Source organism: Brucella sp. TWI432, from assembly GCF_039674445.1.
GTDB classification, from domain to species: Bacteria; Pseudomonadota; Alphaproteobacteria; order Rhizobiales; family Rhizobiaceae; genus Brucella; species Brucella chromiisoli.
On the sequence record NZ_JBDJNL010000016.1, the window covers coordinates 13,590 to 38,191 of the forward strand.

A 24,602-nucleotide genomic window follows, 5' to 3' on the forward strand; every position below is an offset into this window, starting at 1 on the left:
ATAGTTGAGTTTCTTAATCATGATTTCGCAAAATTGCCTGCTTTTGGCCATATTTTATTGTTTTTTTAAACAGGCTTTCCTCATTATTAGGCTAAAGTTCTATACGAAACCAAAGAGAACCGGGCATCGATAAGTCGAAAAATATAAAATTTACGCCCGTTAGCAGCTATTTTCTGCCGCACAAAGACGACTATTCAGCATTTTTGCCAACTTGATTCGCGGCCGGTGCGGAGCATCACAAGACAATAATCGGCGCAGATGCTTCTCATAATTAACCACCACTCTGCCACGCGAACTAAGTGAAATCTCTTTTCACTAAAATTCAACTGTTGACGATTTTATTTAACTTGATAAATTGACTCATGATTTAAATCTTCGTTTTCAGTAAGGCTTTCACTGCTCTGCTGATGCGATTCTGCTGGGTGAGAACCCGCAATCTCTATTCGCGTTTACACTAGGAAACGATGCCTTGTGCCTCTGGCGCAAGGCCTGCGGATTAAAGCGAAAACACTTCTTTGTCCCCTGAAAATCATGCTTTCCCAAGAGCATGTTATTGACCGGAGTATGCCCAATGGATGCAATTTCTACTCGAGATAACAGCTACTATCTGCAAAGGCAGGCGCGGCGGGAATCGAATGCCCGCAGCTATCCGCGCCGTTTCCCGATTGCGGTTCAGTCCGCCAGCGGCTGTACCCTGACCGATAGCAACGGCAAAACCTATATTGATTGTCTGGCCGGTGCAGGCACGCTCGCTATCGGGCATAATCATCCTGAAGTGTTGGATACATTGCGCAATGTGCTGAATTCCGGCCTGCCGCTGCACACACTTGATCTGGCAACATCAGTCAAAGACAATTTCATCACCGATCTTATGGATACGCTGCCGGCCGGCTTAAACGGTGAGGCAAAAATCCAGTTCTGCTCTCCCAGCGGTTCCGATGCCATTGAGGCCGCGATCAAACTGGCAAAAACCGTTACCGGCCGCAGTGATATTATCAGTTTCCGCGGGGCCTATCACGGGATGTCGCAAGGCTCGCTGTCGCTAATGGGCTCGCTGTCGCCCAAAGCCGCTATCGGTGCCTTGCTCCCCGGTTCGCATTTCTTCCCCTATCCCTATTCCTACCGCTGTCCGTTCGGGCGTGGCGGTGCGGAAACCACTGGGCTTGCCATTGAATATCTGGAACGCGCACTGCTTGATCCGGAAGGCGGCATCAACCGCCCCGCTGCCATTATTCTGGAGGTCATACAAGGCGAAGGCGGTGTAATTGAAGCTCCCGCAGAATGGTTGCAGGCCGTGCGCCGCCTCACTACGGAACTCGGCATTTTGCTAATCATTGACGAGGTACAGACCGGCGCGGGCAGAACCGGAACTTTCTATGCTTTTGAAAAATCGGGAATTGTTCCCGATATCATCGCTCTGTCGAAAGCCATTGGTGGTGGCCTGCCTCTTGCGGTGATCATCTATCATGAAAAATTTGATCTCTGGCAGCCGGGAGCCCATGCCGGCACCTTCCGCGGCAATCAGCTGGCTATGGCAGCCGGTTCCAAAACACTGGAAACCATCGAGCGCGACCACCTCGCCAGCCATGCAGCCATTATCGGCGCTGAACTCAAAGCCGCATTGCAGCATATTGCAACCCAAACGCCCTATATCGGTGATGTGCGAGGGCGCGGCCTGATGCTGGGGCTGGAAATTGTTGATCCGCAAGGTGCTGCCGACCAGCTCGGCCATCATCCGCACGGCCCCGAACTCGCCTCGCTCGTGCAACGTGAAGCTTTTTATCGCGGATTGATTGTTGAAACCGGCGGACGCTACGGCAGCGTGCTGCGCCTCTTGCCACCGCTCATAATGACACGGGAAGAAGCGACACGCGTAGCCACCATCTTCTCCGATATTTTCGCCTCACTGGAACGACAGGTTGCATGATGCTTGATACAAAACCCGCCGATAGCGGTCGCTGCAGCACCCACCGCTGTGACGGCAATTACCTCGATTACGTATTTTCTTCCGACATTAAATCGAGCGTCTTTTACAAAAGCATCATGCATTATGCGATTGATCTGCTGCAAACCTGCAATAATGACGCCAAAACCTATTCCGGCGCGACTATTGCCGATATTCGCAAGCTTTTGCAGGATATTGAAATGCTGCCGCAAAACGGCACCGGTGTGATGAAGGCGCTCAGAGAACTTGGCAAACCGTCAGTGGAACATGCGCTGAAAGTGAGCTCAGCGGCAGCTGTGGCGCATCTGCATTGCCCTGTGGCAATTCCTGCCCTTGCTGCTGAAACCCTGATCAGCGCCACCAATCAGTCGCTGGATTCATGGGATCAGTCACCTTTTGCAACTTTGCTTGAGGAACGTGTTATCCAATGGCTGCTTGAGCTGGCCGGCGCATCAGATCAGGCCAGCGGCTGCTTCAACAGCGGCGGCAGCCAGTCCAATATGACGGCGCTTTATCTTGCCATTGAACAGATGCCGGAAATTGAACGCAAAAATTTCGTCATCTTTACCTCTGAAAATGCTCATTTCAGCATCCTCAAAAGTGCACGTATTCTCGGCCTTGCCGCCGATGCGGTTATTCCGGTGCCAACAGACGAAAACGGTCGCATGTCTGCCGCGCAACTGCATCCGGCCATTATCAAAAGCAGGCAGGATCATAAAGTACCGCTTGCAGTTGTCGCTACCGCAGGCACCACCGATCTGGGTGCGATTGATCCTCTGTCCGAGATTGCCGATATAGCGAAATTGCATAATCTCTGGCTTCATGTTGATGCAGCCTATGGCGGCGGACTGCTTTTCACCCCGCACCGCGACCAGCTTAAAGGCATCGAACGCGCGCATTCTGTGACAATTGATTTCCATAAAATGCTATTTCAGCCAATCAGTTGCGGTGTGTTGCTAGTAAAGGATAAGACATTCTTTTCGCCACTCGCATCAAAGGCTGATTATCTTAATCCGGAAGAGGAAGTCTTTGCCCATGCGCCCAATCTTGTGGAGCGCTCCCTGCAAACCACAAGGCGCGGCGATGCGCTGAAAGTGGCCATCACAATGCGCTCCGTGGGGCGTGACGGGATCAGCGAAATGGTATGCAAGACGCTGGAAAATGCCAAGGCTGCGGCAATGGCCATCAGAGCACGCGACCAGCTGGAACTGATACAAAACCCGCCGCTCTCCACTGTTATGTTCCGCTATGTGCCGCGTGACAGCAGCCAATGTGGCAACCGCATTGCCCTCAAAATACGCGAGCAGCTTTTCAATGAAGGGACAGCCGCCATTGCTACCACGGTGTATCAGGGGCGTGTCTGCTTCAAGCTCACAATGCTGAACCCGTTTTCCGATGCGCATATCGTCAACCGCATCCTCAACCGCATAGTGGCATTGGCTGAAGAACTGCAACAATCCCCAGACTTTGCGCACTCACAGCAGGCTTCCGCCTGAATGCTCTGACCCACAAAACATTCTGCATGGAGAAGATATCCATGGATATTTTTCAACCCGACACCACGGAATATGCATATTCCCGCTTTGATCCCCTGATCTGGAAAACCGTCAGTTTTCGCTTATTGGATAAGAACAAAGACATAGAACTGCTCTGGCGCTGGATGAACATGCCCCACGTCGTCACCCAGTGGAAAATGAATGTGCCGATTGAGGAGATTGCCGCCTATATCGACAAGAACTTCGCCGATCCGCATCAGGACCCGTATATTGGTTTCATCGACGGCATAGCAATGAGCTATTGGGAAGCCTACTGGGCGAAAGACGATATTCTCGGACGCTATTATGATGCGCTGGAGAATGATCGCGGCTGGCATATGCTGGTGGGCGAAAAGGCCTATTTCGGTCGCAATACCGCCCGCGCTGTGATTACAGGTTTCACTCGTTTTCTGTTTCTGGACAATCCCGCAACGGAAAAAATTGTCGGTGAGCCCAGCGTGAAGGCGCGCAGTTTGCTGCGCTATGCAGCGGATTGCGCCTTTGAAGAACAAGGCGAAATCGACCTGCCCGACAAACGCGCCAAGCTGATGTTCTGCCACCGCAAGCACTTTACCGAGAAATGTGGACTATAAAAAATGACAGCCTGTAATCTCATCGGCATCGGCCTCGGGCCGTTTAATCTCGGTCTGGCGGCGCTGTTATCTTCCCATGACAGTCTCAGCAGCGTCTTTCTTGAGCGTAAACCGGAATTTCGCTGGCATGACGGCCTGCTCATGGAAGGCACTACATTGCAGGTGCCTTTTCTGGCAGATCTCGTCACAATGACCGACCCCACCCATCCGCTCAGCTATCTCAATTATCTGCGCCGGCATCACCGGCTCTATAATTTCTATTTCTATGAGCGTTTTTTAATTCCTCGTCTGGAATATGATGATTATTGCCGCTGGGCATCACAGCAGCTTGCCTCCTGCCGTTTTGGCGAGACGGTAGAGAATGTGTCTTACGACGACAGACAAAACCTTTTCAGAACCGAAACCGTGCTGACGGATGGCAGCAGCCGTTCCTATCTCGCGCATAATCTTGCGCTCGGCATCGGCACAGTGCCTTATTATCCGGCATGGGCGCAGCAAAATTCCGGCCTGATACTGCACAGCTCGCAATTCAACCATTACCGCGAACAATTGCAAAAATGCAAAACCGTCACTGTCGTCGGTTCCGGCCAGAGTGCGGCAGAATGTGTGCTGGCGCTCTATAGCGCTTTGACACCGGATATGGTCAGCAATGGCGCTTCCATTCAGTGGATCTCGCGCTCTGCTGGTTTTTTCCCGATGGAATATTCCAAACTCGGGCTGGAATATTTTTCGCCGGATTATATGCAATATTTCCACACAGTGCCGCGCGAAAAACGTCGCGACATTACCCGAAAACAGGGCCTACTTTATAAAGGCATCAGCATATCAACCATCGCGGAAATCTTTGATCTACTTTATGAACGCTCTGTCGGCGGTGCGACAACCGGCCTGACACTGATCGCCAATTGCAATGTCAATAATGCTGACTACAGCCCGCAAAACGGCGTGTTCCGTCTGTCCGTCAATAATCCGGAAAGTGGTGCTACCGGCATTTATGAAGCCGATGCTGTCATTCTTGGCACCGGCTATCATCATGTCTGGCCGGAATGGTTTACCCGTTTGAAAGATACAGTGCTGGCAACGGATGAAGACGGTGACATGCTTGTGGATGAAAATTTCTGCGCCGCACGCTGCGATGACGGCACAGGAAAAATCTTCATCCAGAATGCCGAAACATTTCACCACGGTGTGGGTGCACCAGATCTCGGCCTTGGTGCCTATCGTAATGCCACCATTATCAACCAGCTTTTAGGACAAATTCATTATCCGGTGCCGGTAAATTCATCATTCCAGCAATTCGGCCTTTGATAAGACCATAATTTCAGAGTCCAAAAACAGCGCCGCATTTTTATGCGGCGCTGTTTTAATAATTATCAGGCCTTCAGCAACGCCGACACATCCTGCACATTGCGGCAGCGCATCAATTGTGCCGGCGACAGAGACACAGAGAAACTTTCACTCAGCCGTGCCGCAATTAGTTTCAGATGCTGCGGGCGCAATCCCAGCCCGATAAAATCTGCAGTCGCACAGACGGGTTGCGCCGCTTCCGGTTTCAGTACATCCAGATAAATCTCCAGTACCTTGCGCTGTGCTGGCGATATTTCCGGCACGGCCGGTTTTGTCTTCTCTGCTGGTTGCACCGCTTCGAGAATTTTACGGGCAGCAACACGATCCGGCTTGCCATTACGCGAAAACGGCAATTCATCAAGTTGCATAAAATTGGATGGCACATGAGATTGCGGCAGGCGTTCACGGGCAAAATCCCGCAAGGCGGCTGACGATAATTGCGCTCCGCTCTCCACCACATAAACTGCGCCCAGCGTCGCCTCGCCCTGTTTTTGATCACCTATATCAACCACTATAATCTGCCGAAGCTGCGGATGTGTGATCAGCTCATTCTCCACATCCGGCAGCGACACGCGCACACCGCGTATCTTCACATAGCCATTGACGCGGCTGTCAAAAACAATCACGCCGTCATGGCGGTAGCGCCCGCGGTCTCCGGTTTTAAAGGCCCGCAACTCTTTGCCCTTTTCATCGCGCACCGTCACAAAATCCGTCTGGATAATTTCGCCGCTTTCCAGATAGCCCAACGCCACATTCACACCGGCCGTGTGGATCCGCCCAGCAACACCGGCAGGGCAATGTTCGCCCTGTTCATCCAGTACGAAATAACTGTTTTCAGGCAGCGGGATACCATAAGGAATAATGTGCACATCCTCTGCTCTGATCTCATGCCAGATGCTCCAGATCGTCGTTTCCGTCGGCCCGCCAAGCGATACCAGCCGCGTTTGCGGCAGCAATTCACGTAACCCGGCAATAATCACCGGCTTGATATAATCCCCGCCCTGTGCAATCAGCCTCAGGCTTGTCAATTCATCCCCGCGCCTGCAGGCCAGCAGCATTTCCAAAATTGCCGGCACGGAACACCATATTGTTACCCGATGTTCGGCAACCAGCTGGTTCCAACGGATGGCGTTCTTGTCCTCACCGGCCTCCGGCAGCACCAGTGTGGCACCGGCCGTCAATGCGCCCAGAACATCAAAGACCGACATATCATGATGCAGCGGCGTAACAGAAATAAACACATCGCGCTCTGTCGCCTGCCAGTTTTCCAGCGTACAGGTGATCACATTATTGGTGGAGCGGTTGGTCAGTACCACGCATTTCGGCTTGCCCGTGGTGCCAGATGTATAAAGATAATAGGCAGGATTTTCACTGAGCGAAAGTGTGGCAGGGCTAAGAGAACAACTTGCCACAGGCTCTGCCGTCATCAAAACCTCAAACGTGACCACAGGATGCGCGGTGGCCACATCTTCTGTACTAACCACCAGATCAGGACAGCAATTTTCGAGAAGATAATCCAACCGCTCCTGCGGTGATGCGGCATCAACCGGTACCCAGATTATACCCGATAATGCACAGGCAAGAACCATGGCCGTGTGTTCGGGACTGCGCGGCAGGCAAATAGCAACCACACTGCCCTGCGCCAGCCCCCGCGCCTGCAGACCGCCCGTGATGCGGCGCACAATGCCGCCAATCTCTGCATAGCTGATACGCTGTTGTCCGCAAATCAGCGCAATCTCGTTGTTATCGGCATTAAAAATATGATCAGCAATACGACGCAGAAAAGGTGCATCCTGCGCTATCACCGGCATATTGTTGAAACAATAATGGCTGAGATCAGTTATCCCACGAATGCTCACTGCAAACTCGCCGCTGGCGGCAATCTTATGTGCAGCTTTGCTCAGCGCCTGCAAAATATCCTGCACCATTGCCTGATCCAGAGCTTCACGCGCATAATCAATATCAAATACCAGATCACCGGCAGCATTGGCTGAGAAGCGAATATCCATCGCCACCTGCGGTGTCTGCGTCTGTCCGCTATACAAATATACCGAACTATCTTGCGACAGAACCGGCCAGGATAAACCATTGGTAATCACGACCGGCAAAACCGGCAGGCTTCCGGTATTTTCAAACAATAACCGTGCGATATCTACACCCGAAAATGCCGGATGGCCGAGCCCTTCCAGCACATCCTGCTGCAAAACTGCTGCACGGGTGGCAAAATCACCCTCCTGTTTCTGCCAGTTCACAGCAATAAAACTGGAATGATTGGCAAGCGTGGCGGTTATTTTTGGCGCAACAGGAATGCCGACACAAAGACTGTTTTCCTCTGTGCGGCAAGACAAAACTTCAAGCACAAGCGCTGTCAGCACCGAGTTTTTAAACAGGCCTTTACGTGCACCGACACGATTCAAGGCACTGAAAATTGCAGCCGGAATGACCATGCTTTCCCGCCTGTAGTGCGACTGCATGACCTGGTCGAGCGGCTTTCTCCAAGGCAGGCGCAGCGGCGCTTCAACCGCTTGCAATTTGTCTTTCCAGTAAGCGGCATCAGCATTGAGCTGCACATCATCATAATGCGCGGCCGCCGTTTCGTCATCCTGATCAGTCCCGCTTCCGCCTTCAAATAATTCACGCATCAGTTGCGCAATTGACCGGCCATCAGCGATCATGGCATCAAACCGCGCAAAGAGAATGTAATCTTCAGCCGCGCCCTCAAGTTTCGGCAGGCGGAACAGCGTGATCTGCCATGGCGCACGCTCCGCCCCCATAATCTCGTGGGCATAAGCTTCCCGTTGCTGCTCAATCCGGCAGATCGCTTCCGCACGGCTCAGACCACGATAATCAATCTCCTCCCAGTTGGCCTGCGCATCAGCCCGTATAGATTGCATGAATACTTGTGGCTCAATCCACGTGCGCAGGCAGGCATGGCGCTCTACCATCTCTTGCAGGCGGCATTTCAGAACTGCCGGATCAAAGATACCGCGATATTCACGAAATTCCTGCATTGCCACGCCGCCAAGCGGTACACTTTCACCGCGTCCCGCCAGATAAGCACGCTGCAATGCAGTCAAAGGCTGATGCTTCTTTTTCGGGGCCACAATCTGCACCGCTTCCAGATAATCAGGCACATCAGCCGCCTTGTCGAGACAGGCAATAAAATCATCAAACAAATCGCTTACCCATTGCGCAGGCAAAGCGTCCAGCCGGATATCCCAATTAACCAGAAGGCCGTCCTCATAAGCGGCCATCTGCACATCCAGCGCCACTTGTGATCCTTGCGAAACTGCCCAATCCATCACCCCGAAGACCTGCCGCACGGTATCGGAAAACAGTGCTCCACCTTCCAGATCAAGGGCTGCGGTAAACACCACCGGCGCCAGTTGCGGCCTGCCGTGATGTCGGGAAAGATCGCGCATCACATTGACACCGGAATAGGCGGAGTGTTCCATCTGGCTGATCAGCCGGGACTGCAGCTGTCGGCATAAATCCGCAAGTGTGGGCGCCGCATCCAGATCAATCTCTGCAATGAGAATATTGGTAAATTCACCGGCAATATTGCCGACATCCTCCACCAGCGGCAAGCGCCAGAACATCGGCACATTGAGACGGAATTGTCGGTCGCCGATCTTACGCCCCAAGGTCGTGGCGAACAGGCCGAGCATCATGGCTGCTGCGGTTACCCGGTAGCGGCGCGCCAGTTTTTGCAAGGACTGCCATTGTACAGCATCGATTTGCCGTGAAAGCCTGTGACTCTGCGGCTGGTCCATATCAGTACGTAAGGGCAAAGTCGGTGCAGGCGGAATGGTCGCAAGTCTGGCACGCCACCAGTTTTTATCACGCTCACGCGTCTTTTTCTGCGCGCTATCCGAACGATACCGGTCAAGCCAGTCAAAATATGTTGCGGCCGGCTGACAGACAGTTTCCGGTGCCTGATAAAGCGCCGCCAGATCATGCATCAACAGACGGAAAGAAGACGGATCAATGGCAATCATATCCGTATCAGCATGAAAGCGAAACTGCCCGTCATCCAGCAAAGTCAGAGAGAATCGTACCACCTGCCCCGAACGCAAATCGAGCTTCTGATGTGTCCAGATCTGCCGCTTTTTCTCCAAAAAGTCTTGCTTTTCGGATAAGGGTTGGCCGCGCAGATCATCAATTTCAAGCACCGGAAATTGTGGCGTGTCAGCGATTGTCTGCTGCCCGTCATCTGTTACGCGAAGTGCCATCATCGGATGCAGTTTTGCAAGGCGCTCAAGCGCCTGTTGCAGTCTGTCCGCATCAATGCCGCAACCGTTAAACTCGGTGTAAAGATGGGAGGCAACACCGCCGAGCATCGTCTGCGGTTCACGGCCGACAAAACAAGCCGCCTGCATCGAATTTAACTCTCTCAACATCGTGCCGTCTGCTGGATGGGTCATGATAATCACACTCGCCTCAAAAACTTGATTGCTTTATTCAAGTTATGAATATATGATGAAAATATTCAAGTTTTAATTTGACCTTTGTGCAGAACAAAACTGAATGGTCTCGCCGGTGCATAGCCTCTTCCAGCCGGAGATTTCCCAATAATGGATATGGGCAGGATATGCATGTCAGCGAAACGAAAACCGCTTATCCGCAAATTTTCTCACCAAAGAACCCGATTGCTTAGCGATAAATTGTGAGGGCGTTTCATTCCGATCTGAAATTTCTGCCCGATACCGCAGCCGGTTCACTCTGCGCTGCAGGTATTTTCCCCTTACATCCGTCACTGGAGTGTAATGAGCATGAGAACAAGTCACCTCAGAACCGATGTGTCTGAAGAACAATCTAATGTTAATGGCGAAAGGTTTTTCTCCTTTACGTCCGGAAATAAACAACTGTGCACCCGCGGTCTACACCGCGAAATTAACACCCCTGCAGAAAACGGTAGCGACACCAACAGTGTTTTTCAACGCACTATAAAAGCCGCATTGGGGGAAGCCCAAAAAAACGGACAGGATAATCCGGTCATTGTCGGCGCTATTCCCTTCAACCCTGCAGAACCATCCTGCCTTTTCATTCCGCAATCCTATGAATGGCACGATCTTGCCCCTGCCGTTTCTGTCGCCGCCCCTCGCATTTTAAAACCCACCGCACAGAAAAGCCTCCCCGATGAAGCCGGTTTCAAACGTGCAGTGGAACAGGCAATTGCCAATTTCCGCCTCAGCGATGTACGCAAAGCCGTGCTTTCCGTGATGCGTGAGATCACGTTCGAACAGGATGTCGATACGGAGCAAATGCTCGCCAATCTGCGCGCACAAAACCGCGAGGGCTATCAGTTCAGCTTGTTATTGAATGATGGTGCGGTGCTTGTCGGTGTCAGCCCTGAACTTGTAATCCGGAAAAACGGCCGCAACATCATTTCCAATCCGCTGGCAGGTTCGGCAAAACGCATGAGCGATCCGCTTGCCGATCAGCGCAATGCGCAGCAACTCAACCACTCTGAAAAAGACCTTTATGAACACCGGTTGGTGATTGAGGACATCGCCGCCCATTTGCAACCGGTTTGCGATTGGCTGGATGTGCCGACGCGGCCTTCGCTGATCAGCACAGCCGCGCTCTGGCATCTTTCAACGCGCATTCACGGCACCATTGCCGATCCGTCACTGACAGCCTTGCAGCTTGCCTGTCTGCTGCATCCCACACCGGCGGTTTGCGGCTATCCGACCGAACGTGCCAGACGGCTGATCCATTTTATCGAACCTTTCGAGCGGCGCTTTTTCACCGGCATGGTTGGCTGGTCAGATGCACAGGGCAACGGGGAATGGGTGGTGACCATCCGCTGCGGCAGCGTGCGGCGCAATATTGTGCAGCTTTTTGCCGGTGCGGGCATAGTTGAGGCCTCCGACCCCGCCTCGGAATGGAACGAGGTGCAAACCAAACTCGGCACCATGCTGCGCGCTTGTGGCCTGGATAATTAGAGCACAATGCAACCAATCGGGCGCACAAACTCACTCTGACGCGTTAAAAGCATAGCATAATTTCACCTTAGACTGGTTCAATTTTAAGGAATTATGCTCTGGTCCAAAACTTTTCGACTGGTAGAATAATGACAATTGAATTCACACGCTGGCCGCAGGAAAGAGCCGATCTTTATCGCCGCAAAGGTTACTGGATTGATCAGCCCCTCACCCGCATTCTCCAGAACCAGAGCCTGACACGACCGGATGCACCGGCCATTCTCTGCGGTGAGCGCTGCATCAGCTATGCCATGCTGGATCAGCTCTCCGGCAACCTGGCGACCCGCCTTCGCCTTGCCGGTATCAGCCAAAGCGATACTGCCTTGGTACAACTGCCCAATATTGCGGAATTTTACATCGTATTTTTCGCATTGCTTAAAGCGGGCATTGTACCGGTTAATGCGATTTACTCCCATCGCAGACTTGAGCTCGCCGCCTATACCAGCCAGATCAAGCCCAAACTGATCATAGGTGCCAAACAGCATGAGCTGTTTAAGGATCACCGCTTTCTGGAAGAACTGGATGCGGAAGGTCTGCGCCCGCAGCTCACACTGCTCGCCGGTGATGACAGCGATGCGCATGAAACCAACCATCTCGGTAACTGGCTGCAAGAACCGGATGGCGACATCATTGCCCCGACGCTGGCACCGACACCGGCGGATGAGGTTGCCTTTTTCCAGCTTTCCGGCGGCAGTACCGGCACACCCAAACTCATCCCCCGCACCCATAATGATTATGATTACAGCGTACGTGCCAGTGCGGATATCTGCGAATTAACACCGCAGACGCGGTTTCTCTGCGCGCTGCCCGCAGCCCATAATTATGCCCTCAGCTCTCCCGGCGCACTTGGCGTCTTTCATGCCGGCGGCTGCGTTATTCTTGCGCCAAGTCCTGAACCGCTTGGCTGTTTCACCCTGATTGAGCGTCACCGCATTGATATGGCTGCCATTGTACCGCCAGCCGTAGCGCTTTGGTTGCAGGCTGCCCCCGAACATCAGGAAAAGCTGCATTCGCTCAGGCTGATTCAGGTGGGTGGCGCCAGTTTTGCCGAGGTTCTGGCACGCAAAGTTCCAGAAATTCTGCACTGCCGTTTGCAGCAGGTTTTCGGCATGGCGGAAGGTCTGGTGAATTATACCAGAGCGGGAGATGATGAAGAATTGGTCTTCACCACACAAGGCAGACCGATCAGTCCCGATGATGAAATCCGCATTACTGATGAAAACGGCAATGAGCTGCCTGATGGTGAGGCCGGTATGCTTACCACACGCGGGCCCTATACATTTTGCGGCTATTATAACAGCCCTGAGCATAATGCCCGTATCTTCGACAAGGAAGGTTTCTATTATTCGGGTGATATTGTTGAACGCAATGCGCAGGGCTATCTGCGTGTTGTCGGCCGAGTGAAAGATCAGATCAATCGCGGCGGTGAGAAAGTCGCCTCAGAAGAAATCGAAAATCTGATCGTTCTGCATGATGATGTGACCCATGCTGCCCTTGTGGCGATGGATGATGAGCTGCTGGGCGAGAAGAGCTGCGCCTTTGTCGTCTCCCGTAACCCACAACTGAAAGCACCTGCCCTGCGCCGCCATCTCGCAGCACTGGGTATCGCCGAATATAAATTGCCGGATCGCATTCAGTTCATCGAACATTTGCCGCTCACACCTGTCGGTAAAATCGACAAGAAACATCTGCGTTCGCTTCTCGCACAAAATGCCAGCGCGGTCTGAGCGCTAAGCGCGAAAGCAGCTTAGCGCTGAACTTAAACTTCCCGTATCACCATCAGAAAGCCAGCTATGACAATTCCTAAAATTGCTGATTATGCAATTCCGCTGCCTGCGACCTATCCCGCCAATAAAACTGCATGGACCATCAATTCATCCCGCGCTGTTTTGCTGATCCATGATATGCAGCGCTATTTCCTGCGTTTCTATGATGCGGAAGGCACATTGATGCAGACTTTGGTGCATAATCTGGTGCGCCTGCGCCAATGGGCAAAAAGCCATAACATCCCCGTCATCTATACCGCCCAGCCCCATAATCAGTCCGCCGAAGACCGCGCTTTGCTGAACGATATGTGGGGGCCCGGTCTTACCGTGGCAGAGCCGGAAGCGCAGCAGATTATTGATGAGTTGGCACCGGACAGCAATGATCTGGTGCTGACCAAATGGCGTTACAGCGCTTTTCAGCGCTCCACCCTGAAACAGCAAATGAAAGATTGGAACCGCGACCAGCTGATTATCGGCGGGGTCTATGCCCATATCGGCTGTATGATCACGGCGGTTGAAGCTTTTATGAGCGATATACAGCCATTTTTGGTGGGCGATGCGATAGCAGATTTTTCCGAGGATGAGCACCGGCTCGCGCTAAAATATGTTGCTACACGCTGCGGTTGCGTGTTCGGGACCGATAATCTGGTTAAGGAGCCTGCCACAGGCACCACCCGCAGCTGGCTGCAGCAGCGTGTACTGCAACTAGTCGAGGACGCCAGTGAGTTTGATGCCGATGAAAACCTGATTTTTTACGGGCTGGACTCGCTCAAAGTCATGAAATTTTCTGCAGAGCTGAAAGAGCGCGGGCTGGACATCAGCTTTGAGGAACTGGCACGTGACCCCACCCTGACAGCATGGTGGGCACTGATTGAAAAGCAGCAACAGGCAGCCTGAAAATGAGCCTTCTGGATATCAATAAATACGCCTCTTTTGCTGGCAAACGTGTCATCATCACCGGTGCTGCACAAGGCATCGGGCGCTGTATTGCCGAGCAATTTATACGTCAGGGTGCCCGTGTCACCGGCATTGACTGCAAAGCTGCGGATCAGAGCAGCGGCTGCAGTTTCCAGTTGCTGCAAGCCGATATTGCCGATGCAGCAGCAGTGAGAAAACTCTGCGATCATTTGAAAGCGGAAGATAATACGCTGGATATATTGGTCAATGTTGCAGGCGTTTTGAAACCCGGCACCACGGAGAGCCTTTCCGCCGATGACTGGCAAACCTGCATGGACGTGAATGCCAGCGGCGCATTTTACATGCTGCATAACTGGGCGCCGGTCTTTCGCAAACAAAGACACGGGGCGATTGTCAATGTTGCCTCCAATGCCGCCCATGTGCCGCGCATCAATATGGCGGCCTATTGCGCCTCTAAAGCGGCAATGACCAGCCTCAGCCATTGCGTAGCACTGGAGCTTGCACCTTATGGTGTTCGCTGCAATGTGGTTTCCCCCGGATCAACCCGCACGCCCATGCTGGCAGACATGTTGCAGAACAACTCCGGTGAACAGCAGCTGATTGACGGCCTGCCGGCGCAGTTCAAACTTGGCATACCGCTCGGCAAAATTGCGGTACCGGATGACATTGCCAATGTTGTGCTATTTCTGGCCTCTGATCTGGCAGGGCACGTGACCATGCAGGATATTGTTGTAGACGGAGGAGCAACCCTTGGCTGCTGACGGACATTCCCCTGCTCGACCGGACACGCAACCGTTTAGCCTTGCGCCATGGCCGGAGCTGGCCGGAGATACCAGCCTGTTTATGTGCCGCTATCCCTGCCATGATCTGCCCCTGAACCCGGATTTTCAGGATATGGAAGCCGTGACTTTACCGGATACATTTAAGGCTTTTACCCCGCGCCGCAAAGCAGAATTTATTGCAGGACAATGCTGCGCCCGTGAAGCACTGCGCACAATAACCGGTGTGGTTGCTACCCCGCACCGCGCTGCCAATCATGTGCCGGTATGGCCGAAGGGCACGACAGGCTCCATCTCCCATTGTGACGGCTATGCCCTTGCCATTGCCGCACAAAATGCCCGCTATTGCGCTATCGGCATTGATATTGAAACGCTGCAAACTGAAGACGAGGCAGCAAAAATTGCCGCTCTGGTTTTAACGCCGGACGAAATACAACGCCTGCCACAGCAGGGCAAAGGCCTTGCCGTCACCACAGCCTTTTCAGCCAAAGAGAGTCTTTATAAAGCGCTCCACCCGCAGACAGGCCGTTTCTACGGATTTTATGCAGCAGAAATGACAGTGGACTTCAGCAGACGCGCAGGCCGGTTAAGGCTCACAAAAGATTGGTCGCAACACTGGCGACGTGGTCAGGAAATCGCTGTACACTTACATTTCATGCAAAATTTTGTGCTGACATGCGTAGCTCTGCCTGCTGGTTCTATATAACTTATTAAAATATTTAAAACATGTATAATCCGGTAGCGTGTCTTTATGACAGTCATTTTTGCGGGCTGCAATTCATTTCGCACAAAACTGGTATATAAGTTTATTCGAATACCAGGATGACGCAGCCCGTGTTACCGTCATTTGCCCGTTCTGAGAAACTAGAGAATATATGATGAGTGCCATAAAATCAGCCCGTGGCCGGCCACGGCGGGAAATCACGCGGACGCAAATTGCAGATGCCGGAATTGCTATGGGACTGCCAAAGATTTCTATCGTCGGTGTTGCAGCAGCACTTAGCCTCAGTCATATGACGCTTTACACATATGTATCTTCTTTAGATGAACTCAAACAGTTAGTTGCCAGCGAAATTTTCCTACGCTGGCAGCTTCCTGCCCCACATGATGAGCCACTGGAAGAATACATGGAAACTTTCGGTGCTTGTATGTGGCACTTTGTGGAAAGACATCCGGGCATCGCACCTTATTTACTGCGTGAAGATTTGATCACATCAGATATGATTTCAAAAATTCAAAACCACCAAAAATTATTAGTGCAATCCTATAATCTTACAAATGAGCAAGCTCAGTGGCTTTTCCAAACTGTCGCGCATGTGTGTGTTTCTGTTGCTGATACGCTTATTCCCAAAGAAGAAATGAACCAAAACAGTGCTCATAGAGAAAACAGCGAAATTAAAAATAAATACACGCTAGGTGTCAAAGCTTTAATTATTGGTTCTTTATCCATGATATCGGAAAATTAATGCACTCTTATTCGGCATCAACACCTTTGAAACAAACGTAGCTTATTTCGGCTCATCCTAGGTCGTGCACTCATAAATAGTCTAGCTATTTGAATGGATTAGTGATTCAAAGGTCTCGGATTTGGAGATCTTTGATGTCACGTCGCCGCTATGAACTTACAGAACGCGAATGGTCGATTATTGCGCCGCTGTTGCCATGCAAACCGCGTGGTTTACCCCGCGTCGATGATCGCATGGTACTCAATGGCATTCTATGGCGCTTCCGCACAGGATCGTCATGGTCTGAAATCCGTGAGCGCTATGGTGTTGCAACGACTTGCTACAACCGGTTCCTTCGTTGGCGACGTGCTGGTGTCTGGGGTCGACTGCTGGAGGCCGTCTCTCAAGCCTATGACGGTGATATCGTGATGATCGACAGTACCTGTGTCCGCGTTCACAAGCACGGAGCCACAGGAAAAAAGGGGATGCCAACGATGGTTGCATGGGACGTTCCCGTGGCGGTTGTGTTACAAAAATTCGATTTGAACGAAGTGCGGCTTAACTCTGGACACAGTTATGCCGCGAGTGCTTCGAACTGTTGTTTGATAGAGAGTGCTTTTTGATATTCAAAGATGCCTTGTTGTTTACGCATCATGTGAATGAGTTCGATGCCAGAGAGCGTGATGCTGGCTGAGATTTCTGACTTGAAACCAAGCATGGAGCGTGTGCGTCGTTTGATGCGGCGATGATCCTGCTCAATGCTGTTGTTCATGTATTTGCTGGAGCGAATGGCAATCGGTTTGCCAGCCTGTCGAAGCCGGCTCTCTGTATCCCATTGCAATATAGCTATTCTGTTGGTCTGGCTTCCATCGATGGTAATTCGCTCTGGTCTGCGGTGACGGGCCAGAGCTTTGCGCAGAAATCGCTTGGCAGCGCTCAAATCACGTTCCTTGCTGAAATAGAATTCAACCGTATCACCGTTGCTGTCTATCGCACGGTACAGATACAACCAATCGCCTTTCACCTTGAGTAGAGTGAGAAGCGCAATTGCGCTTCTCCTCTCCGAACCGTACGTGCACCTTTCAACGCATACGGCTCTCCATTCAGCCTTGGCCCATGGCTATAGCAACATCATGATAGCATGAGGTGATGGTGTTACGAGTTTCAATCCGGAAGATGTATGGAGTTATCTCCGGATTCCGCTACCGGAACTCCGCCTTTGGACTTGAGACCAGACGGCGCAGTGCCTTGCCAACACGGCTCCCTAGACTTCCCCTTCAAAAGTGGAGGGCTTCTGTTAGACAAGACTGACAGGAGACTTAGAATTGAAGCAGCGAGAATTTACAGAAGATTTCAAGCGCGAAGCCGTTCGGATTTTAACGACGAGTGGTCGAAGCATGTCGTCGGTTGCTGAGGAGCTTGGGATTGGTAAGTCAACGCTTGACCGTTGGCGGCGCAATTTTGCTGAGAAATATCTGCTCTCCGATCCGCATGAAGACATGGGCCAGGAGCTTGCCCGGCTTCGTAAAGAAAACGAACTTCTGCGACACGAACGTGACCTACTAAAAAAAGCGACAGCCTTCTTCGCTCGAGTTGAGGCGGATAAGAAAACAGTCCGGTGAACTGTTTTCCCACCGAACAGTCGATGACGTTTGCGTTCATCGACACGGAGAAGGCCCATATGTCTCTGTCACGGCTGTGCGCTTTCACCGGCGTCAGCATCAGCGGTTATTATGCATGGAAGCATCGTTTGCCCAGTCGTCGCCAACTCGACGATATGATCATCCTGGCTCACATTCGTAACCAGTTTGAGCTGTCACGTGAAACTTATGGCAGCCCTCGAATGCATGTTGAACTGAATGAAGAAGGATCTGGCGATAAGTGCTTTAAAGAGAGCTATTGCAATCCGGCAACCAAAGCCGGGGCTGATCCAGCACTCGGACAGGGGAAGCCAATATGCCAGTTATGAGTATCGCAAAATCCTCAAAGCTCACAAAATGCTTCCATCCATGAGCGGCAAAGGAAATTGCTATGACAATGCAATGGTGGAAACCGTCTTCAAGACCATCAAATCAGAACTGATCTGGCGCACTGTATTCCAGACCAGAAATGACGCAATCAAAGCCATTGGCGAATACATTGACGGACTCTCAAATCCTGTGCGCAGACATTCTGCACTCGGGTATAAATCGCCGATCAAGTTCGAGATGATAGAACGTAAATTATTGGCAGAACCTCTCCACTAAATCGGGGTAAGTCCATTCTGCAACAGACCGGATTATGATAGGATATGAACAAGTGCGCAATTGCCCGGCAAAATGACACTGCCAACAAATCTGACCCGCTTATGATGAAAACTCGAAAAAAACTATCAGTATGAAACGATAGGGTTTATTCAGCGTTTTGAAAATTAAACCCAGTTTTTATTTCACTGGTGTGACTGACTCTAAAAGCCATCTCTCGCGGTATCTTCCGCTTTATAAGAAGCAAATAATACTTTGCCTTCCATTCGCAATCATATGTTGATTTGGTTACGATTGTCTAGTCCTAGAGCCGTTTTGACCCGAATTCCATTGCCCAAGGCAAAAAACATTCGGCCCCTGTTTGTGAGACGTATCGTTGAGTGCCCGGATACAAGCTCAGGCAAAAAGCCGCCTCCAAAGACCGACCGGCTTTGGTGATAATTCGCACCTCCTTTGAAGGCAGGGCCTACCCTATAGATCTGACCGTCGTTCTTTATCTTGCCCCCAACCCAATTCTTAAACGTCCTCCTGTTGCTGCAGCGTCGCGCCTTTTTCGATATCGTTATCGCATAATGGCAATATGTTCGATGGATGAGATAGGTTCAGCATCCGCACAGGCAATGAAGTCGGTCCTCTTCGCACAGCTTACGTTTTGAATGCGCTGACACAATGTTGCCGGAGGAGATGACCCGCAAAATACGCTTTCACAGCAAGACGTCAGGAAACGCATTTCTAAAGAGCCCCATTCGAAGCGTTCCAATATCTTAACCAAGACCGATTGGCTGGTGATTCCTCCACAGCGGAACCGCAGAGCAGAGCTTGAGATTTGCTCAAACAAACGCCCATAAACGGGTATGCGTTGAACTGATTCCGATAGACTGCCGTCTATTTTCGACAAAACTCATAAGTTTCAATGTGATAGATGAAAACCGATTCGTAGGAAGGCAAACAATGAAATGGCTAAATTGCGTGGAGTAACGCTTTGTTAACAGAGCCTCTTGCGACAAAATAAGAATCGGACATAATGACGGTATTTAGGCGGTATTAGTTCCAGTGCCGTCACTAGGGACCTTAAGGTAATGAATATCGCAAATTCAACAGCACCGATGTCGTTCGACGACATGATATTGATGCAAGGGCGCGAAATATCGCACAAGCTCAATTTGCTGCGCCATGAAAACTTCCCTCCGGATGCGCGCAAGCAGTTGCGGCAATTTTCTATGGCTGAAGCTGCGTATTTTCTTGGTGTATCTCCGAGCAATCTCAAAAAGCTTCATCTGGAAGGCAAGGGCGTTGAGCCTACCATCCTTTCCGGCGGACGCAGGGCCTATTCTATCGAGCAGATGCAGGAACTGCGCCATTGGCTTGATCGAAATGGTCGTGCTGAGGTTAAGCGTTATGTACCGCATCGGCGCGGTGATGAGAAGCTCCAGGTCATTGGTGTTGTGAATTTCAAGGGCGGCTCGGGTAAAACAACGACTGCCGCGCATCTGGCGCAGCATCTTGCCCTCACCGGCCATCGCGTTCTGGCTATTGATCTGGATCCGCAGGCATCAATGTCAGCCTTGCATGGCATTCAGCCGGAACTCGACAATTTCCCATCGCTCTATGAGGCCATTCGTTACGACTCCGAGCGCAAGCCGATCCGTGACATCATTCGTCAAACGAACTTTCCGGGGCTTGATATCATTCCTGCAATGCTTGAGCTGCAGGAATATGAGTATGATACACCGCTTGCCATGCAAAACGGCGGGGAGGGTAAAACCTTTTTTAGCCGTATTGCCATGGCGCTGGCGGAGGTCGATCATGATTACGACGTCGTTGTGATCGATTGTCCGCCGCAGCTTGGTTATCTCACGCTCACCGCCCTTTCAGCGGCAACGTCGGTTCTGATTACGGTTCATCCGCAAATGCTCGACCTCATGTCGATGTCGCAGTTTTTGCTGATGCTTGGCGATATCCTCAAGACCGTCCGTCAAGCAGGTGGTGCCGTGCATCTCGACTGGTTCCGATATCTGATCACCCGCTATGAGCCAACAGATGTGCCTCAGGCGCAGATGGTTGGCTTCATGCAAAGCATGCTGGCATCCCATATGCTCAAGCATCAAATGCTCAAATCAACGGCAATCTCGGATGCAGGCCTTACCAAGCAAACGCTTTACGAAGTTGAGCGCTCGTCCATGAACCGCGGAACTTATGATCGCGCCATGGAAGCCATGGAGCTGGTAAACTCGGAGATACGTGGGCTTATACATGAAGCCTGGGGACGTTAGACTGCCGTCTAATTTTGAAATAATGAAGTAAAATCAGTCTTATGCCTGGTTTGAGGATATGAGAATGGCACGAAAGAACATATTTGAAAGCGTCATGCGCCCGGAAGCAACGGAAGAACAATCCGAAGCCCCCGTAGAAAGCGTGACTCGTCGTTTCGGTGCCGCAAAGTCTCTCTCCGCGTCTATTAACGAACTCGCAAAGCAGGCTGCACAAAAGCTGGATGGTGAAACGATCGTTGAACTGGACCCGGCAGTTCTTGATGTTTCTTTTATAGCGGACCGTCTGCAAGAAGCGAACGATCAGGAATATGCCGAGCTGCTGGAAGCCATTCGGGAAAGAGGGCAGGACAGTCCAATTCTTGTTCGCCCTCACCCGCAGACCAGCGGCCGCTATATGATCGTTTTCGGCCATCGCCGCGCCCGTGTCGCTCAAGAGCTCGGTATCAAGGTCAAGGCCGTCATCAAGCCACTGGAAGATCTTGAACATATTCTGAGCCAGGGGCAGGAAAATTCAGCCCGTGCCAATCTCAGCTTCATTGAACGCGTACTGTTTGCAGCGCGCCTTGAAGCGATGAATTTTGATCGCGAAGCAATACAGGCAGCCTTGTCGGTAGATTATCAGACCTTGTCGAAGATGCTGACAATCCCGCGGTCTATTCCCGAAGATATGCTGGTGGCCATTGGGCCTGCAAAGGGTATTGGACGGGATCGCTGGCTGGAATTGCGCAAGCTGATCGAAATGCCCAGCAAAGCGGATGCCGCGCGTGAACTGATCGCAACAGATGCTTTTAAAAATGCGCAGTCTGCCACACGCTTTGAGCAGCTCTATGGCTATTTGAAAGGGTCACGGCAAAACAAGCCTGTCACAAAGGCTGCTTCGCGCGCTGGAACCACATGGGCATCAGACGACAAGAGCATCAGTGTCGTGGTCAAAAAAACAGGTAAAACGGCCACACTGGCGCTTGGTGCCGCAAATGGACAACGTTTTGCTGAATGGATTTCCCGTAATCTCGATACGCTTTATGCGTCATTTCGGGATGAGGAAAAGTGAGTGCGTAAGCGTAATCCCAGTTCTGAAAAGCCCATAACCTATTTCAGAACTGGCCAGTATAAAGTTTTCATCGCATCGCCCAGATATCAAGAGGCAGTGCATTTAAAAAATTCAGGGAAACTTATCCCTGTCTTCTGAGTAGCGGGTAAGATTGAGTTGGATGCAAGTGATGGTCATTTGCACGAACGAACGAAAAGGAAACCGAAGCAAAAGAAAAAGGCCCCCAAACGTCGCCGCGTGGAAGCCCTTCTCATTGGTTTAGCAGCTAGAGAATCGCAAATCTACGAATCACTGTCAAGTGTAATTAGCGTCATTTTGGCGGTTGAATTTCTTTTGCCTTGTGGAAGGTGGAAGAAAATGGAGTCTCAATTCGGCTTGACGCCCTTTGGTCGTCAAAGGATGACTCATGCCTTGCTGACAATGCAGCAAAAGGCACGGGAAATTCCTGAAGGATCAGCTGTCGATAAATGGCAGCTTCATCGTTGGCTCTGCGAAGGCAAGAGCATTCTTGGTATCAGTGACCGCACGCTTGCAGTTCTTGCAGCGCTGCTATCCTTTTATCCTGAGAATATTTTGAGCGAAACCAATGGCCTCATTGTGTTTCCTTCCAACAAACAACTCGCCTTGCGCGCCCATGGCATGGCCGATGCAACCTTACGCAGACATCTTGCAGCGCTGGTCGATGCAGGTCTTGTTGCGCGCCAGGACAGCCCCAATGGCAAACGCTATGCCCGCCGTACGAAAACAGGCGATGTCAAACTTGCTTTTGGTTTCTCTCTTGCCCCACTGCTTGCACGCAAAGACGAAATTGAAGCTGCCGCCGAAAAAGTCAAAGCCGATAAGACCCTGCTACGCGAATTGCGTGAGCAGCTAACTTTGCTACGCCGCGATATAGCCAAAACACTTGAATATGCCGTCGAACAAAAACTGGACGGATCATGGACTGATATCAGTACAGTTTTCAGAACTGTCGTGGACATAATTCCACGCCGTGCCAGTGCACAAGAACTGCTTGTTTTAATCAAGAAGCTGAATGAAATTTACGCCACTGTTGATAACGCTCTGAAAAACAACGAAAAAAATCAAAATATGGGCGGCAGAGAGTCTCAAAATGAGCGGCAATATTATGAATCAAAACCAGATTCCTATATTGATAGAACCGTTGCAAACATGAGAACTAAACAGTGTTCCTCAACTGACAAACCGTTACCAGAAAGGACTGTCTCGCTTGATTTCGTCCTACGAGCCTGTCCTGAAATAACATCCTATGCTCAACAACCGATTACTCAATGGCAGCATCTTATAGATGCAACCGATAAAGTTCACGGGTTTATCGGCATCGATACCCGACTGCATCAATTCGCTCTGAAAATTTTAGGAAGAGAAAACACAGCCATTGTTATTGCTTATCTCCTACAGCGATATGGCGAAATTCGCTCCATCAGCGGTTATCTGCGTATCCTGGTGGAAAAGGCCGCTGAAGACGGATTTTCTGTAAGAGCTTTGATGAGCAGCGCTCTGCACGGCAGACATCGTGATATGCAAGCACAACTGCAATGAAAAAGGCGCCAGAGTTCTCCCTGACGCCCGACATAGACAAAAAACTGCTTAAGACTGTGTGTCTATAACAGCCTTGTTATCGTCCTTGGTTTTGACCAGCGAAACCACAATACCAGCGCCCAGAATGGCAAAGGTAATACCAAGCGACCATGCTGGCGGGAATTTCTCCCAGCCCATCAGGTCTGCAATGAACATCTTGGAGCCGATGAAGATCAGCAGAATGGACAAAGCATATTTGAGATAGGCAAAACGATGCAGAATAGCCGACAAGGCAAAGAACAGCGCTCTGAGGCCAAGGATCGCAAAGATATTGGAGGTATAGACGATGAACGGATCGGTGGTGATTGTGAACACAGCAGGCACTGAATCGACTGCGAAAATCAGATCGGCAAATTCGATCATGACCAGCGCCAGAAAAAGCGGCGTTGCAAAGCGCAGCATCTTACCCGTTTTGCCATCCTTGATACGCACGAAAAATGCATTGCCATGCAGCTCATCCGTCACACGCATGTGTTTGCGGGCAAAGCGAAGAAGCGGGTTACGGCTCAGATCAGGCTCTTCATCATCACCAGAGAAGAGCATCTTGATCCCTGTGCCAATCAGGAAGATCGCAAAGAGATAAAGAACCCAGTGATAATTTGCGACAATTGTGGCACCCAGACCGATCATGATGCCGCGCAGGATGATAACGCCAAGAATACCCCAGAACAGCACGCGATGCTGATATTTTCTCGGGATTGCAAAGAAGCTGAAGATCAGCGCAATGACAAAGATATTATCAAGCGCCAGCGTCTTTTCGACCACGAAGGCCGTGAGATATTGTGCTGTCGCCTCGCTGGTCATCTGCCACCAGACGAAACCGGAGAAAGCCAGGCCAAGCGTTATATAGAACGCTGACATTTTGAGGCTTTCGCCAATCTCGATCTCATGGTCTTCTTTGTTGAAGACACCAAGATCCAGCACCAGAAGTGCAAGAACAATGCCGATGAACACCAGCCACATCCAGAGCGGTGTTCCCATAAAGAGTGTTGTGAAAATTTCCATTTCCGACCTCTGTTTCATTTAACAAGGTCGGCGAGGATATGACCGGGCTGACCTCGAGCTTACTCGAAGTGGTCCGACATCACGGTTTCAAGGAAACCGCCAGAGGGGCCCGGTCC

At 51.2% G+C, this 24,602-nt stretch carries 15 protein-coding genes and 3 pseudogenes; 15 read left to right on the forward strand and 3 right to left on the reverse strand.

Annotation, left to right across the window (positions count from 1 at the left end; genetic code table 11):
• The first annotated feature begins 571 nt into the window (after positions 1-571).
• The 4 genes from rhbA to basC are packed head-to-tail and all read left to right on the forward strand — an operon-like array spanning position 572 to position 5,381.
• Positions 572-1,927 carry a diaminobutyrate--2-oxoglutarate transaminase gene (rhbA, locus tag ABE527_RS17135; protein ID WP_499697662.1) on the forward strand — a complete coding sequence of 452 codons (1,356 nt, stop codon included), beginning with the start codon at positions 572-574 and terminating at the stop codon, positions 1,925-1,927.
• Complete coding sequence (locus ABE527_RS17140) at positions 1,924-3,441, forward strand: pyridoxal phosphate-dependent decarboxylase family protein (RefSeq protein ID WP_499697663.1); 1,518 nt, start codon at positions 1,924-1,926, stop codon at positions 3,439-3,441. The genes rhbA and ABE527_RS17140 overlap by 4 nt, the downstream gene beginning before the upstream one ends.
• 41 nt (positions 3,442-3,482) lie before the next feature.
• On the forward strand, positions 3,483-4,073 hold the full coding sequence (locus ABE527_RS17145; protein ID WP_499695151.1) for a GNAT family N-acetyltransferase: 591 nt from the start codon (positions 3,483-3,485) through the stop codon (positions 4,071-4,073).
• Positions 4,074-4,076: 3 nt separating this feature from the next.
• Entirely contained in the window at positions 4,077-5,381 is a 1,305-nt protein-coding gene (basC, locus tag ABE527_RS17150; RefSeq protein WP_499697664.1) for a putative histamine N-monooxygenase, read from the forward strand.
• Positions 5,382-5,446: 65 nt separating this feature from the next.
• Here basC and ABE527_RS17155 read toward each other — a convergent pair whose 3' ends face one another.
• Positions 5,447-9,844, reverse strand: a complete 4,398-nt coding sequence (locus ABE527_RS17155; RefSeq protein ID WP_499697665.1) for an amino acid adenylation domain-containing protein — start codon at positions 9,842-9,844, stop codon at positions 5,447-5,449.
• A gap of 348 nt (positions 9,845-10,192) precedes the next feature.
• Between ABE527_RS17155 and ABE527_RS17160 the strand changes: the two genes are divergently transcribed.
• The 7 genes and pseudogenes from ABE527_RS17160 to ABE527_RS17190 all read left to right on the forward strand — a co-directional run.
• Complete coding sequence (locus ABE527_RS17160; protein ID WP_499697666.1) at positions 10,193-11,368, forward strand: isochorismate synthase; 1,176 nt, start codon at positions 10,193-10,195, stop codon at positions 11,366-11,368.
• Between the two features lie 128 nt (positions 11,369-11,496).
• Complete coding sequence (locus ABE527_RS17165) at positions 11,497-13,134, forward strand: (2,3-dihydroxybenzoyl)adenylate synthase (protein WP_499697667.1); 1,638 nt, start codon at positions 11,497-11,499, stop codon at positions 13,132-13,134.
• 66 nt (positions 13,135-13,200) lie between these two features.
• Positions 13,201-14,070 carry an isochorismatase gene (locus ABE527_RS17170; protein WP_499697668.1) on the forward strand — a complete coding sequence of 290 codons (870 nt, stop codon included), beginning with the start codon at positions 13,201-13,203 and terminating at the stop codon, positions 14,068-14,070.
• Between the two features lie 2 nt (positions 14,071-14,072).
• Complete coding sequence (dhbA, locus tag ABE527_RS17175) at positions 14,073-14,852, forward strand: 2,3-dihydro-2,3-dihydroxybenzoate dehydrogenase (RefSeq protein ID WP_499697669.1); 780 nt, start codon at positions 14,073-14,075, stop codon at positions 14,850-14,852.
• Positions 14,842-15,576, forward strand: a complete 735-nt coding sequence (locus tag ABE527_RS17180) for a 4'-phosphopantetheinyl transferase family protein (RefSeq protein WP_499697670.1) — start codon at positions 14,842-14,844, stop codon at positions 15,574-15,576. Before dhbA ends, ABE527_RS17180 begins: the two co-directional genes overlap by 11 nt.
• A 169-nt stretch (positions 15,577-15,745) precedes the next feature.
• Positions 15,746-16,336, forward strand: a complete 591-nt coding sequence (locus tag ABE527_RS17185) for a TetR/AcrR family transcriptional regulator (RefSeq protein WP_499695143.1) — start codon at positions 15,746-15,748, stop codon at positions 16,334-16,336.
• Between the two features lie 134 nt (positions 16,337-16,470).
• A pseudogene (locus tag ABE527_RS17190) lies at positions 16,471-16,853 on the forward strand (IS5 family transposase); the annotation flags it as partial.
• A gap of 36 nt (positions 16,854-16,889) precedes the next feature.
• Here ABE527_RS17190 and ABE527_RS17195 read toward each other — a convergent pair.
• A pseudogene (locus ABE527_RS17195) lies at positions 16,890-17,351 on the reverse strand (IS6 family transposase); the annotation flags it as partial.
• A gap of 271 nt (positions 17,352-17,622) precedes the next feature.
• Here ABE527_RS17195 and ABE527_RS17200 point away from each other — a divergent pair.
• The 4 genes and pseudogenes from ABE527_RS17200 (at position 17,623) to repC (ending at position 23,442) form a co-directional block, all read left to right on the forward strand.
• A pseudogene (locus ABE527_RS17200) lies at positions 17,623-18,561 on the forward strand (transposase).
• 1,076 nt (positions 18,562-19,637) lie between these two features.
• The gene (gene repA, locus ABE527_RS17205; protein ID WP_499697671.1) at positions 19,638-20,831 is read left to right on the forward strand and encodes a plasmid partitioning protein RepA; all 1,194 of its coding nucleotides are present in this window, start codon (positions 19,638-19,640) and stop codon (positions 20,829-20,831) included.
• Between the two features lie 64 nt (positions 20,832-20,895).
• On the forward strand, positions 20,896-21,882 hold the full coding sequence (gene repB, locus ABE527_RS17210) for a plasmid partitioning protein RepB (protein WP_499697672.1): 987 nt from the start codon (positions 20,896-20,898) through the stop codon (positions 21,880-21,882).
• A 357-nt stretch (positions 21,883-22,239) separates the two neighbouring features.
• Positions 22,240-23,442: a plasmid replication protein RepC gene (repC, locus tag ABE527_RS17215; protein ID WP_499697686.1), complete on the forward strand. Its 1,203-nt coding sequence runs from the start codon at positions 22,240-22,242 to the stop codon at positions 23,440-23,442.
• 48 nt (positions 23,443-23,490) lie between these two features.
• Here the strand turns inward: repC and ABE527_RS17220 are convergent, their stop codons facing one another.
• Entirely contained in the window at positions 23,491-24,486 is a 996-nt protein-coding gene (locus tag ABE527_RS17220; RefSeq protein ID WP_265984975.1) for a TerC family protein, read from the reverse strand.
• Between the last annotated feature and the right edge of the window lie 116 nt (positions 24,487-24,602).